Below are 13,076 nucleotides of genomic sequence, written 5' to 3'. Positions count from 1 at the left end.
GAGGCTCCGGGTCAGGACCTCATCAGCCCGGGGTAGTGACGCTCGGTCACATCCGGGTGGGCACGCATCCGGCCCTTGAGCATGTTCAGGCCGAACGAGGCGAGCATCGGGTTGGCGGGGTCGTCTGAGATGCCGCGCGCCTGGGCCTTGAGTTCCGCCGGGAGGGGCACCGGATCGATCACCGCATCAAGACGGGGCGACCAGAAAAACGGGACCGAGTAACGGTCCACACCGGGCGGCGGAGCTTTGACCCGGTGGATGGTGGCGGCCAAATACCCCTCGGTGGCCACTTCGAGCATTTCGCCCAGGTTCACCACCAGCGCTTCGGGGATGGGTTCCACCGGTGCCCATGCGCTGGCGCCCGGAGGCAGCACTTCGAGGCCGCCCACGTCATCCTGGAGCAGGAGGGTCACAAATCCGTAGTCCGCATGGGAGCCCACGCCCTGGTCTCCGGCTGCTTCCACTACGCCGCCAACGTAGTGGACCAGCTTGCCCATCCAGGCGGGGGTATCCCCGAACGGCTCGTCGAAATAGTTCTCCGGCTGCTTGAGGGACACGGCGATGGCCCGCATGAGCTCCGCCCCCACCTTGGACATGAGCTCGGCCCAGGCCATCGCCGCCTGCTTCAGTTCCGGCATGGACTCTGGCCACAGGTTGTGGCCCTGCAGGAGCCAGTACGGCTGCTCGGGCGGATAGTCCTCCACGGGCTCCCGGTCTGGTGAGTAGTCGATCTGCTCGCGTGCATCCGCCCTTCCCTGCGTGACCTCCGTGCCCATCCTGGTGTAGCCACGGAAATGCCGGGACAGCCGGTTGTCCAGCTTCATGCGTTCCTCGAGGGGCAGGTCGAAAAAGCCCCTGATCGTCGCCAGCAGCTCCTTGGCTTGGCCGGGTGCACCGCCGTAGCCGATGACCTGGAAGAAACCGACGCGGTGCGTGGCATTGCGGAGCTCCTCGATGAACTCCGGATTGAATGTACCGTCGCCCCGGCGGGAGGAGCCGAGATCCAGTACAGGTATGGTCTCCCGGGCAGCTGCCATATTCGCAGACTAGCACCGCCCGGAAAGGGTTTGTAGGCTCGCAGCATGGATCAAGCCGCGCTGAGAAAGATCTGCCTGTCGTTTCCGGGCGCCTTCGAGGACTTCCCGTTCGGGCCCGAAACGTCGGTATTCAAGGTCAGGTCGGCCGTGTCCGGCGGGGCGCGCCAGGAGGCCAAGATGTTCGCCGCGTCCACCATGGATCCTGATGACTGGTCGGTCAGCCTCAAGTGCGAGCCTGCCCTGGCAGAACAGCTCCGGGCCGTTCATCCCGAGATCACCGGGGCGTGGCACATGAACAAGACGCACTGGAATGGCGTCCGGCTGGACGGTGGACTGCCGGACGACATGGTCCGGGACATGGTGGAGGACTCCTACGATCTTGTGGTCGCGTCCTTGAGCCGGAAGCAGCGGGAACAGTTGGGCTGGGCCGGCCAGGTGCGCGATGGCTGAAAAGCGGCTGGCACGTGGTGCCCTCAATTACGCCGAGATCGGCGCCACCGAGCGCGGCGGGCACCCGGCAGGCTACCGCCGGGTGGCGTCCCGCACCTATCTCGGCGAGGGGACGGACGTCTACCACCGGGTGGCCCGGGGGATACTGGCCTGGGAACTGCAGCGGCGGTCCGGGCTGCGCGTCCGGACCGAGTCCGACGTCGTCGTTCCCGGCGCGCGCGTGGTGAGCGGATTCGGCGTCGGGCCCTTCCGCCTCAATGCCCCCTGCGAGGTGGTGTGGGTGCACCGTCCCGTGCCGGGCGGCGGACCGCAGTCGGCCGGTTTCGGCTATGGCTCCCTGCCTGGCCACCCGGTGCGCGGCGAGGAGTCGTTTGAGGCCGAGATTGACGCCCAAGGCAGGGTGTACCTCAGCATCACTGCGTTCAGCCGGCCGTCCAACTGGTTCTACGCTGCCGGCGGCGCGCTGGCCCGCCGTGCGCAGCGCCTCATGACTTCCCGCTACATTGAAGGTGCACGGCAACTCGCCGCAGGTGAAAGCTGATCAGGAGAGGTACATGCTGGACCAAAAGAGCCTTGACCTTTTGTGGAACTTCGAGGATCCGAAGCTGTCCGAGCAGCGTTTTCGGGACGCGCTGGCCGACCCGCGGTACGACGCCGACGAACGGGCCGAACTCTCCACGCAGCTGGGGCGGGCCATCGGGCTCCAGGGTCGCTTCGAAGAGGCCGACGCCCTGCTCGACTCAATTGATGGGGACGAGCCGACGGTTGGTGTCCGCGTCCTGCTGGAGCGCGGGAGGGTCCTGAACTCGAGCGGGCACGCGGCCATGGCGGTGCCGCTGTTCGAGCAGGCGGCCGAGCTCGGCGACCACCTTGGCGAGGAATTCCTGGCCGTGGACGCACTGCACATGCTGGCCATCGCCGACTCCGCCCACGCGGAGCTCTGGACCCGCAGCGCCCTGGAGTACGCCTCGACGGTCCACGACGAGCGGACCAAGCGCTGGATGGTGGCCCTGCACAACAACCTGGGCTGGACCCTGCACGGAGCGGGCCGGCTCACCGAGGCCCTCGTGGAGTTCCAGCTCGCCGAGCAGTGGGCCGAACGCGTCGGAACCCCGGCCCAGCAGAAGTATGCCCGCGAGGCCATCGAGGAGTGCGAGCAGGCACTCTCCTCCGGACAGAACGCACAAACCCAAGGAAAGGCATAAATCCCGTGATATTCATCGTCGTCAAGTTCAAGGTCAAGCCAGACTGGTCCGACAAATGGCTCGGCCTCGTGGCTGACTTCACCGAGGCCACCCGCCAGGAGCCCGGCAACCTGTGGTTCGACTGGTCCCGCAGTGTGGACGACCCCAACGAGTTCGTCCTGGTCGAAGCGTTCAAGGACGATGCCGCCGGGGACCATGTCAACAGCGCCCATTTCAAGAAGGCCATGGCGGACATGCCGCAGGCCCTCGCGGAGACCCCGCGCATCATCAGCCGTCAGTTCGACGGCGACGGCTGGGACGCGATGGGCGAACTCACGATCTGAGCACTCGATAGCATTGTGTGCATGTGGATCGGCTGGATCGAGTTCGACATCCTCCTCGGCGACGTGCACAGCCTCAAGGAGAAGAGGTCTGTTGTTCGGCCGCTGCTGGCCGAGGTCAAACGGCGCTATGACGTCTCCGTGGCCGAGGTGGGGGACCACGACCAGTACCGCCGCACGAGGATCGGCGCCGGCCTGGTCGCCGCAGACCGCGCGCACCTCGTGGAGGTGCTCACCGCCGTCGAACGCTTCGTGGCCTACCGTCCGGAACTGGAGCTGCTAAGCGCCCGGCAGCGGGAGATCCACAGCGAGGATTAAAGCAACGCGGGGTCACTTCGCGCCCAATCCGGGGGGATTATTGGGCGGGAAGTGACCCCGCGTTGGTTTATGTGGGCGGTGGGGATTAGCCGAAGTACTTCGGCAGGGTGGCCTCGTGGGCTTCGCGGAGCGAGTCCAGCGAGAGGGTGTCCACGCCGTTGATCTCCAACTGTCCGCTGGCTGCGTCCACCACGCCGATGCGCAGGTGCTCGAAGCCGCGGGCGGTGCACATGTCCTTGAAGCGGACTTCCTCGGAGCGCGGAACGCTCACGACGGCGCGGCCCTGGGTCTCGGAGAACAGCGCGGTGAAGAGATCCACGCCGTCGCGGTCCAGGACATCCTGCAGCGCGATCCGGGCGCCCACGCCGTAGCGCAGCGACGCTTCCACCAGGGCCGCGGCAAGGCCGCCCTCGGAGAGGTCGTGGGCCGAGTCCACCATGCCGTCGCGGGACGCGTTGATCAGGATCTCACCCAGCGCACGCTCGGCCTCGAGGTCAACCTTGGGCGGCAGACCGCCGAGGTGGCCGCGCAGGTTGGACCATTCGGAGCCGTCCAGCTCTGCCGCCGTGGTGCCCAGCAGGTAGATGGCTGCGCCGTCTTCCCGCCAGCCCGACGGCGTGCGGCGGGCAACGTCGTCGAGCTTGCCCAGCACTGCCACCACCGGGGAGGGGTGGATCGGCGTGGTGCCAGTCTGGTTGTACAGCGAGACGTTGCCGCCGGTGACGGGGATGCCCAGCACCATGCAGGCGTCGGAGAGGCCGCGGATGGCTTCGGCCAGCTGCCACATGACGTCCGGGTCCTCGGGGGAACCGAAGTTCAGGCAGTCGCTGACGGCCATCGGCACGGCGCCGGAGGTGGCTACGTTGCGGTAGGCCTCGGCCAGTGCCAGCTGGGCGCCGTGGTACGGGTCAAGGTAGGTGTAGCGGCCGTTGGCGTCGGTGGCCAGGGCAACGCCCAGGCCGGATTCCTCGTCCACGCGGACCACGCCGGCGTCGTCCGGGAACGCCAAGGCGGTGTTGCCGCCGACGTACCGGTCGTACTGGTTGGTGATCCAGGACTTGTCGCACATGTTCGGCGAAGCGACGAGCTCCGTGACGGCCGCGGCCAGTTCCGCCGGGGCGGAGGGGCGGCCGGCGTCCTGGGCGGACCCGGTGAAGGAGTCGGCCTGGAGGGCGTCCTGCCACTCGGGGCGGGCGAACGGGCGGTCGTAGACCGGACCGTCGTGGGCCACGGTGCGCGGGTCGACGTCGACAATGACTTCGCCTTCCCACGTGATGATCAGGCGGCCGCTGTCGGTCACCTCACCCAGCCAGGCGTACTCCACGGCCCACTTGTCCATGACGGCTTCGAAGGCCTCGACGTTCTCGGGCGTCACCACGGCCATCATGCGTTCCTGCGACTCGGACATCAGGATCTCGCCCGGGGTCAGTGTGGGGTCGCGCAGCAGGACAGAGGTCAGTTCGACGTTCATGCCGCCGTCGCCGTTGGAGGCGAGCTCGGACGTGGCGCAGGAAATGCCCGCGGCGCCGAGGTCCTGGATGCCCTCAACCAGCGAACCCTTGAACAGTTCAAGGCAGCACTCGATCAGGACCTTTTCGGCGAACGGGTCGCCCACCTGGACCGCAGGCCGCTTGGACGGCTTGGTGTCGTCGAAGGACTCGGAGGCGAGCACCGAGGCGCCGCCGATGCCGTCGCCGCCGGTGCGTGCACCGAACAGGACCACCTTGTTGCCCTTGCCGGAGGCGTTGGCCAGGCGGATGTCCTCGTGGCGCATGACGCCCACGGCTAAGGCGTTGACCAGCGGGTTGCCCTGGTACACGGAGTCGAAGACCATCTCGCCGCCGATGTTCGGCAGACCGAGGGAGTTGCCGTAGCCGCCGATGCCGGCGACCGCGCCGTGCATGACGCGGGCGGTGTCCGGGTGGTCGATGGCGCCAAAGCGGAGCGGATCCATCACGGCAACCGGGCGGGCGCCCATCGAGATGATGTCGCGGACGATGCCGCCGATGCCGGTGGCGGCACCCTGGTACGGCTCAACGAACGACGGCGAGTTGTGCGACTCGATCTTGAACGTCACGGCCCAGCCGTCGCCCAGGTTGGTGACGCCGGCGTTCTCGCCGATGCCCACCAGCATGTCCTTCTTCATCTCGTCGGTCACCTTGTCGCCGAACTGGCGCAGGTGGTTCTTCGAGGACTTGTAGGAGCAGTGCTCGCTCCACATCACGGAGTACATGGCGAGTTCCGCGCCGGTGGGGCGGCGGCCCAGGACCTTGACGATCTCATCGAACTCGTTCTGCTTCAGGCCGAGTTCGGCCCACGGCAGTTCGGTGTCCGGCGTCTTGGCCGCGTGCTCGACGGTGTCGATGTTGAACTTCTTGGTCTCGGTGATCGAGCTGGGGTCCACACTGGCAGGGTTCCCTGGCCGAGCGTGCGAGGTTAGGGTGCCCGTGGGGCGTGAGATCTCGGTCATTAGTTCGCTCCCACAATCTTGTTCAGTACCGAGGTGAAGAGACCGAGGCCTTCGGTGTCGGACCCGCCGATACCGTCCAGCGACTCGGGGCCGAAGCCCACCTCCACGGCGTGCTCCGGGTGCGGCATGAGGCCCACCACGTTGCCGGCGGCGTTGGAGATGCCGGCAATGTCACGGCGCGAGCCGTTCGGGTTGAAGCCCACGTAGCGGAACACCACGCGGCCCTCCGCCTCGAGGGCGTCGAGGGTCTTCTCGTCCGCGATGTACTGGCCGTCCTGGTTCTTCAGCGGCACCGTGATTTCCTGGCCCGTGGCGTAGTCCCCGGTCCAGTAGGTGCTGTTGTTTTCAACCCGCAGCACCTGGTCGCGGCAGATGAACTTCAGGTGGTCGTTCTTGATCATGGAGCCGGGCAGCAGGTGCGACTCGGTCAGCAGCTGGAAGCCGTTGCAGATGCCGAGCACCGGCAGCTTGGCGTCCGAGTTGGCGGCGTCGATGATCTTGGACATCAGCGGGGCGAAGCGCGCGATGGCGCCGGCGCGCAGGTAGTCGCCGTAGGAGAAGCCGCCCGGCAGGATGACGGCGTCGACGTCGCCCAGTTCGGAGTCTCCGTGCCAGAGCTCCACCGGCGTGCCGCCCGCGAGCCGGACCGCACGGGAAGCGTCCCGGTCATCCAGGGTTCCGGGGAAAGTGACGACGCCGATTTTCGCGCCTGCCAAGCGCGGCTCGGCGGCGACGGCGATTGCCTCGCCGATCAGGGGAAGTTCAGTCATCTCAGGCCTCGACGACCTCGACGTTCACGACGTCCTCGATCACCGGGTTGGACAGCAGGGTTTCGGCGGCATCGCGGGCCTGGGCCAGGATGTCCTCGGTCACCTCGCCGTCAACGGTCAGTTCGAAACGCTTGCCCTGGCGTACAGAGCTAAAGCTGGTGAAGCCCAGGCGGGGGAGTGCTCCCACGATGGCCTTCCCCTGGGGGTCCAGAATCTCGGGCTTGGGCATGACGTCGACAACGATCCGGGGCATCCGGTAACTCCTGTGCGTGTGCATTGGGTAAGGGCGCAGCGGAGTGGTGCCGTCTCACGCCATTCCTGAAATTGCCTGCCCGGTTCAAATGGCAGGGCATTCAAATGGCATGGTGTGGACGGGCGCTCCGCGAGCTTGCATGCCTATTCTACCGGCCGCAGCGCACCACTTTCGTATCCGGTGCGGCGGACGCCACTGAGCGGGAAGAACGACGCCGGCTCTGGCCCGCCGGGGGCACGCTCAGTAGGATTGCGGAATGGCTGAGAATTCGAAATCCGTCCTGTTGCCTGTGATGGCCGTCGCCGTGTTCGCCGGCCTCGGAAGGATGGTGTTCCAGAAGATCAAAGCCGACCGCGCGGCCCGCCAGAACAATGCCGGCCAGGACCGGGTTGGGCGCCGTGCTGGCCGAGGCGCTGCCGGCGGTGACCGGGTGGCCGGTCCGGTCGACGAGAAGACGCGCCAGTGGATCAGTGAGGTGGTCCGCACGCCCCGGCAGTAGCTCCCGCCAGGCGGCAGCACAGACTTCAACTCGCAGCGGCGGGTGCCCTTTTCGGGCGCCCGCCGCTGCTTTTTGATGCGAGCGTCAAGGGCAGTGACAAAAAAGTAAATTGGTGGATTGTGGCCTATGTCATATACGGCTCTCAGTAGGTACTGTGGGGATCGGTCGACGATTGCTGGGATCGACAGGACCTGTCATCTTCACGTGTCGTTGCCGCCTGCGCCCGGCAATGTAGCCGGGGCTGTTCCTTAGGAAAGGTTCCAACCACTCGTGAAATCAGCAGGAAAAAGCTTATTCCGAAGCCGGGGGGCCGGGAAAGCAGTGGCACTGGCTGTCGGCTTGCCTTTGCTTCTTTCGTCGGTCGGCGCGCTGCCGGCAACCGCGGCGCCGTCGCAGGTTGCGGCGACGGCCGCACAGCAAAAGAACGTTGACCCCAACGACTACTCGGCCGGCCGCTACATTGTGGTCCTGACCGAGAAGCCCGCCGCCACCTACGAGGGCGGCACTCCGGGCCTGCAGGCCACCAAGCCGCGGTCCGGCCATAAACTCGACGCCGACCGGGCAGAGGTACGCAAGTACCAGGCCCACCTGGAGGCGAAACAGGCCGCGCTGGCTCAGAAGGAAAACGTGCAGATCCGCCGCAAGTACACGGCGGCACTCAATGGTTTCACCGCCAGGCTTACCGCCGACCAGGCCGTGAACCTTGCCAAGAACCCTGAGGTCCTCGCGGTGGCACCCGATACCCAGCAGGCCCCGGACTACTCCACCACGGACTTCCTCAAGCTCAGCGGAGCCTATGGCACGTGGAACAGGCAGTTCGGCGGAAAGGCCGGCGCCGGCAAGGGTGTTGTGGTGGGCGTCATCGACTCCGGCTACACGCCGGGCAGCCAGTTCTTCGCCGGCACTGAGGTTGCACAGCTCAAGGGCAACCCGCAGGTAGGCGTTCCCTACCGCACTGCCGGCGGCAACATCGCGATGCTGAAAGCAGACGGCAGCACCTTCGAGGGCGAGTGCCAAACGGGCGAAGAGTTCAACGGTACGGCCTGCAACTCCAAGGTCCTCAGTGCCAGGTACTTCTCCGACGCCTTCGAGGATTCCGTGCCCAAGCAGGACCGGGCGCCGGAGGAACTGGTTTCGCCGGTGGACGTGGGAAGCCACGGAACCCACACGGCAAGCACCGCGGCCGGCAACGTCGACGTGGAGACCTTCGTCGACGGCCGCAGCTTCGGCCTGACCGGCGGCATCGCACCGGCCGCCAAGCTTGCCACCTACAAGATCTGCTGGGAGGACAACGATCCCAGCACGGGCGGCTGCTACACCTCGGCCGCTGTCGACGCCATCAACCAGGCCGTACTCGACGGCGTGGATGTCCTCAACTACTCGATCTCGGGCACCACGTCCACCACGACGGACCCGGTGTCCATGGCGTTCCTGTCCGCAGCGTCCGCTGGCATCTTCGTGGCCACCTCCGCGGGCAACTCCGGCCCCGAAGCCAGCACCGTGAACCACGGCGAGCCGTGGGTCACCACCGTTGCGGCCAGCAGCTTCTCCCAGGAGTTGCAGGGCACCGTGGAGTTCTCCGACGGCAGCAAGTTCCGCGGCGCCAGCATCATGAACCGCGAAGTTTCCGGCGCGGGCGTTGTGCTCGCCGCCAGTGCAGCATCCGGACAGGCCGCCGACCCTGCACTGTGTGCCCCAGGCTCCCTCGACCCGGCCAAGATCGCCGGCAAGGTGGTGGTCTGCGACCGGGGCGTCTACGACCGGGTGGCCAAGAGCGCCGAGGTTGCGCGGGGCGGCGGGGTGGGCATGATCCTCGTGAACCTGGCCGCGTCATCGCTCGACGCCGACAAGCACTCCGTCCCTACCGTGCACGTGAATCCGCCGGCCACGGAAACCATCAAGGCCAAGGTGACGGCGAACCCGGCCATCACGGTCTCGCTGGTCAACAAGGACACCACGGGACTGCCCGCAGAGGCGCAGCCGCAGATCGCCGGCTTCTCCTCCCGCGGACCGCTCCTCGCTACCGACTCTGACCTGCTGAAGCCCGACGTGGCCGCACCCGGCGTCGCCGTCCTGGCCGGTGTTTCTCCGATCGGTGCCGGCGGCGACGACTTCGGCTTCATGTCTGGCACGTCCATGGCGTCGCCCCACGTGGCCGGCTTCGGTGCCCTCATCCTGGGCAAGAATCCCACCTGGTCCCCGGCCGCCGTGAAGTCGGCCATGATGACCACCGCCAGCGACGTCAAGCTCGCAGACGGCAGCAAGAACACGGACGTCCTCGCCACCGGCGCGGGACAGGTCGACCCCGCCCGCGTCCTGGATCCGGGCCTCGTGTACGACGCCACCACCGACGATTACCTGCGGTTCATCCAGGGAACCGGCATGGACCTTGGCATGCCCGGGCTTGGCAGCACGCGGTCCCGCGACATGAACGTCCCGTCCTTCTCGCTCGGAAACCTGGCCGGCAGGATCGAGGTCACCCGGACGGTGACCGCCCTGACACCGGGTGTGTACAGCGCGAAGGCCAGCGTGCCCGGAGTGAAGGTCACGGTGACGCCGTCGGTCCTGTCCTTCAGCGCGGCGGGCGAGAAGCGCACGTTCAAGGTGGCCTTTGAAAACCAGAGCGCCAAGCTGGGCGAGTTCGCCGCGGGTTCCCTCACGTGGCGGGGTGCCAACAAGAGCGTGACCTCACCCATTGCGGTGCGGCCGCAGTCGGTGGTTGCGCCTAAGAACATTGCGTTCACCTCCCAAGGGGCCAACGGTTCCGGGAACATCGGCATCGTCTCGGGGTCGAACTCGCGCACGAACGTGACACTCGACGGCCTGTCGAAGGCGGACTCCTCGGCCATCGAGCTCGTACCCGGTCCCTTCCGGTACGAGGCCGACGCCTCGAACTTCGTCAAGACGGTGGAAGTTCCGGCCGGCGTGCCCCTGGCCAAGCTGTCCGTGATTTCCGCGGATGAGAACGCCGACTTCGACATGGTGGTGGTCACGCCGGACGGGCAGGCAATTGTGGTCGCCACGGCCTCGGCGAGCGAGTCTGTTTCGATTCCGAACCCTGCTGCCGGTACCTACCAGATGTTCGTGAATCTCTACGACAGTCCCGACCAACAGGCCACCAAGGCCTCGGTGGATGCTGCGGTCCTCGGGGCGAATGAGGGCAACGCGACCGTGACTCCTGATCCGGTCCGCCTTGCGAACGGGCTCAGCGGGAAGCTCGCCCTCACCTGGAAAAACCTGGCGCCCGGCTCCTACATCGGGCGGATCACCTTCGACGGGGCCAGCGCCCCGACGTTCGTGAGCGTCGTGGTGGCGGAGGGCGGCGCCGTCGCGGTCGCACCGGCTTCGGAAGATCCGAAGAAAAAGAAGGAACGGGGGAAGGTCCAGAACCAGGACCTGACGCGGTCACCGGATAACTCCATCTAGGAAGGTCCCGGAACGCGGCTCCCGAAGGGGCCCCACAGCGAAGGCCGGCGGGCATGGCGCAAATTGCCAGGATCCCGTCGGCCTTCGCCGTGCCATCCCTCTGTTCGAGCACCCCGGGGCAGCGCTGATCTCGCAGGGGCTCAGATGGCGCCCGTGGACCCTGCCACCCCGCCCAGCAGCGGGGACAGCGCACGCCAACGGGCAATTTCACAACCGTCCGTCATGGAGAACCGCGAGTTCACGGTGCGGCCGTTGAAAGTGCCGGTGACCACGGCCACCTGGGGGCCGCCGTACTGCTGGGTGCACAGCCTGGGCGGGCCCGGTTCGGGGAAAAAGATCCGTTCGCCGAAGCGTCCGACGGCGGCAACCGCCGCCGCGGGATCCGGCAGGTTTGATTCCACCAGTAGGCCGGAACGGCTGACCAGGACAAAGATGTGTTCGGGGCCGCCCGGGGCGTGGGTGAGGGCGACGGTCAGTTCAAGGTCTGCGTCCGGAGGCAGGGCCACGTCCGGGCCTGCGCCCGGGAACGGAGGTGTGCCGCTCATCGTTCGGTCTCCGTTCCGAGGCTGCCGAAGAGCGGCGCGAGGGCGGCCATGAGCCTGCCGCGCAGCTCCTGGGCTTCCGCCGAGAAGGCTCGCTGCTGCTCCACGTAGGCAGCCTTGCCGTCGGGGGTCTCAATCGGAATGGCGGGGTAACCCCAGTCCGTGAGGTCGTAGGGGGAGGCCTGCATGTCCATGGCCCGCACCCGCCAGGACAGCTCGAAGCAGTCCATGACGAGTTCGCTGGGCAGGGCAGGGGAGAGCTTGTACGCCCACTTGTAAAGGTCCATGTTGGCGTGCAGGCAGCCGGGCTGCTCCATGGTCCGCTGGTTCTCCCGGCTGGGGGAAAGTTCGTTCAGGGGCACGGCGTCGGGTGTGTAGAACCGGAACGCGTCGAAGTGCGAGCAGCGGATCCTGTTGTCCTCGACCACCTTGTCCGTGCCCGCACCGCCGAGCCGCAGCTTAAGGTACTCGTGGCGCAGCTCGAACTTCTCCTGCCGGTAGACCATGGCCCACTCGTGCAGGCCGAAGCAGCCGAACTGCGCCGGCCGCGCGGCCGTTCCGGCCAGAATGATCCGGGCAAACAGGACGGCCTCGCGCCGTTCGGCCAGGAACGACTGACGGTCGAACACCACCGCGGTACCGCCGGGCGGGAGGCCCGCGCTGGCCAGCTCACCGCCGTCGAGCGCTTTGTAGAATTTCCAGTCCTTGCGGGCAGCCGCCTCCGTTCCGGAAAGGACCGCACCATCGCCGGGATGCCAGCGCAGCAGCTGGCCGGGCTTTTGCGTGTAGTACGTGAAGAGGAAGTCCTCCACGGGATGCTTCCGCCCCGCGGAGCGGCGGGCAAGGTAGGGATCGGCGTAACGGCGCACCCGGCGCACGTGCGCGGCTTCCCGTCCCCTCCAGGCAGCAGGGGGGAGGACCTGGGCGGCGGGGATCGTCAATGCAGTACCTGCCACGGTGCTAGAGAGCCCCGCCTGCAGCACCGAGGATGTCCTTGGCGGCGTTCCAGGCTCCGATCTGGCAGCCGTCCCGCAGGGCGAAGGAGGTCTCCACAGGAGTGCCATTGACTTCGCCCGTCACGGTGGCCACCTGCGGCCCGCCATACTGCTGCGTGCAGGAGATGCCCTTGGACGGCGCCGCGGGGTTCACGATGGCTGCGTTGTCCTTCAGCGACGCGCAGGCTGCTGCGGCGGTGGGGTGCTGGCTTTCCGCCATTGGCGCGCCGCCCTTGCAGACCAGCGTGTAATTGGCGGCCTTTCCGTCCTTCGACGCTTTGACCGTGATGGACAGTTCGGCATCGCCGGCGCCCGGTCCGGACGGCAGGGGAGAAGCGGCAGAGGGTGCGGGCGCCGGGACGGTCGTTTCGGCGTCGGGCGGTGTGGAGCCTGGCGCCGGGGTACCGGGAGTGCCGGTGCCGGGGGTTTCTGTGCCCGGTCTCTCGGTGCCCGGTGAAGAAGTCCCGGGCGATGGCGTCCCAGGCGAGCCGGTGGTGGTCCCGGGGGTGGCCGAAGGCTGGCCGGTTCCGGTGTTCGGGGTGCAGGCTGCGAGACCGCCCGTCGCTGCGAGGGCGAGCAGCACAGAAATCAGTTGCTTGCGCATGCCGGGTCTCCTCAAGTTTTTCCCATTCTACCGTCGGGGCCCCGGGCCGTCCGGTACAGCCCGATAACGGTACCCGGCAATTGCTAACGGAAGGGTATCGATTCTTGGGGGCGTCCGCGGTATCTTTCTGACATCAACGGGTGCGCGGCATAACCAAATAGTGATGACGCCCATGGGGGGCAGAGCG

Annotated in this window: 14 protein-coding genes; 7 read left to right on the top strand and 7 right to left on the bottom strand. The window is 67.0% G+C overall.

The genetic code is table 11. From position 1 onward, the window contains the following. Positions 1 to 11 precede the first annotated feature (11 nt). Positions 12 to 1,037, bottom strand: coding sequence for an isopenicillin N synthase family dioxygenase (locus ACTHQX_RS08095; RefSeq protein ID WP_440156717.1), 1,026 nt, complete (start codon positions 1,035 to 1,037; stop codon positions 12 to 14). A 45-nt stretch (positions 1,038 to 1,082) separates the two neighbouring features. Here ACTHQX_RS08095 and ACTHQX_RS08090 point away from each other — a divergent pair, with 45 nt between their 5' ends. From ACTHQX_RS08090 to ACTHQX_RS08070, 5 genes are read left to right on the top strand one after another with little or no spacing between them, the layout of a single operon-like run. Continuing rightward, a complete protein-coding gene (locus ACTHQX_RS08090) occupies positions 1,083 to 1,487 on the top strand; it encodes an MmcQ/YjbR family DNA-binding protein (RefSeq protein WP_236806555.1) in 405 nt (134 codons plus the stop codon). Continuing rightward, the gene (locus ACTHQX_RS08085; protein WP_440156714.1) at positions 1,480 to 2,028 is read left to right on the top strand and encodes a DUF1990 family protein; all 549 of its coding nucleotides are present in this window, start codon (positions 1,480 to 1,482) and stop codon (positions 2,026 to 2,028) included. Before ACTHQX_RS08090 ends, ACTHQX_RS08085 begins: the two co-directional genes overlap by 8 nt. Before the next feature lie 13 nt (positions 2,029 to 2,041). Continuing rightward, positions 2,042 to 2,692 (top strand): hypothetical protein, encoded by a 651-nt coding sequence (locus ACTHQX_RS08080; RefSeq protein ID WP_236806558.1) that lies wholly within the window; start codon positions 2,042 to 2,044, stop codon positions 2,690 to 2,692. Positions 2,693 to 2,697: 5 nt separating this feature from the next. Next, entirely contained in the window at positions 2,698 to 3,015 is a 318-nt protein-coding gene (locus ACTHQX_RS08075) for a putative quinol monooxygenase (protein WP_236806561.1), read from the top strand. Positions 3,016 to 3,036: 21 nt separating this feature from the next. After that, the gene (locus tag ACTHQX_RS08070) at positions 3,037 to 3,330 is read left to right on the top strand and encodes a DUF503 domain-containing protein (RefSeq protein WP_111904856.1); all 294 of its coding nucleotides are present in this window, start codon (positions 3,037 to 3,039) and stop codon (positions 3,328 to 3,330) included. Positions 3,331 to 3,415: 85 nt separating this feature from the next. Here ACTHQX_RS08070 and purL read toward each other — a convergent pair whose 3' ends face one another. From purL to purS, 3 genes are read right to left on the bottom strand one after another with little or no spacing between them, the layout of a single operon-like run. Next, a complete protein-coding gene (gene purL / locus ACTHQX_RS08065) occupies positions 3,416 to 5,800 on the bottom strand; it encodes a phosphoribosylformylglycinamidine synthase subunit PurL (protein ID WP_440156710.1) in 2,385 nt (794 codons plus the stop codon). Continuing rightward, on the bottom strand, positions 5,800 to 6,570 hold the full coding sequence (gene purQ, locus ACTHQX_RS08060) for a phosphoribosylformylglycinamidine synthase subunit PurQ (protein ID WP_236806565.1): 771 nt from the start codon (positions 6,568 to 6,570) through the stop codon (positions 5,800 to 5,802). Before purQ ends, purL begins: the two co-directional genes overlap by 1 nt. A 1-nt stretch (position 6,571) precedes the next feature. After that, positions 6,572 to 6,823, bottom strand: coding sequence for a phosphoribosylformylglycinamidine synthase subunit PurS (gene purS, locus ACTHQX_RS08055; protein ID WP_003798434.1), 252 nt, complete (start codon positions 6,821 to 6,823; stop codon positions 6,572 to 6,574). A gap of 256 nt (positions 6,824 to 7,079) precedes the next feature. Between purS and ACTHQX_RS08050 the strand changes: the two genes are divergently transcribed. After that, on the top strand, positions 7,080 to 7,322 hold the full coding sequence (locus ACTHQX_RS08050) for a hypothetical protein (RefSeq protein ID WP_236806567.1): 243 nt from the start codon (positions 7,080 to 7,082) through the stop codon (positions 7,320 to 7,322). A gap of 270 nt (positions 7,323 to 7,592) precedes the next feature. Next, positions 7,593 to 10,748 carry a S8 family serine peptidase gene (locus ACTHQX_RS08045; protein ID WP_440156707.1) on the top strand — a complete coding sequence of 1,052 codons (3,156 nt, stop codon included), beginning with the start codon at positions 7,593 to 7,595 and terminating at the stop codon, positions 10,746 to 10,748. Positions 10,749 to 10,888: 140 nt separating this feature from the next. Here ACTHQX_RS08045 and ACTHQX_RS08040 read toward each other — a convergent pair whose 3' ends face one another. Genes ACTHQX_RS08040 through ACTHQX_RS08030 form a run of 3 tightly spaced genes read right to left on the bottom strand, consistent with a single transcriptional unit; the run spans position 10,889 to position 12,889 of the window. Then, a complete protein-coding gene (locus tag ACTHQX_RS08040; RefSeq protein WP_440156704.1) occupies positions 10,889 to 11,293 on the bottom strand; it encodes a serine protease inhibitor in 405 nt (134 codons plus the stop codon). Next, the gene (locus tag ACTHQX_RS08035) at positions 11,290 to 12,246 is read right to left on the bottom strand and encodes a 3-methyladenine DNA glycosylase (protein WP_440156702.1); all 957 of its coding nucleotides are present in this window, start codon (positions 12,244 to 12,246) and stop codon (positions 11,290 to 11,292) included. Before ACTHQX_RS08035 ends, ACTHQX_RS08040 begins: the two co-directional genes overlap by 4 nt. Before the next feature lie 4 nt (positions 12,247 to 12,250). Next, positions 12,251 to 12,889: an SSI family serine proteinase inhibitor gene (locus ACTHQX_RS08030; RefSeq protein ID WP_440156699.1), complete on the bottom strand. Its 639-nt coding sequence runs from the start codon at positions 12,887 to 12,889 to the stop codon at positions 12,251 to 12,253. Positions 12,890 to 13,076 lie beyond the last annotated feature (187 nt).

The sequence above is a fragment of the Arthrobacter sp. SAFR-023 genome, from assembly GCF_051965295.1.
GTDB lineage: Bacteria > Actinomycetota > Actinomycetes > Actinomycetales > Micrococcaceae > Arthrobacter.
The sequence above is the reverse complement of the archived record's forward strand: the minus strand, read 5'-3'. Positions and strand labels throughout refer to the sequence as shown.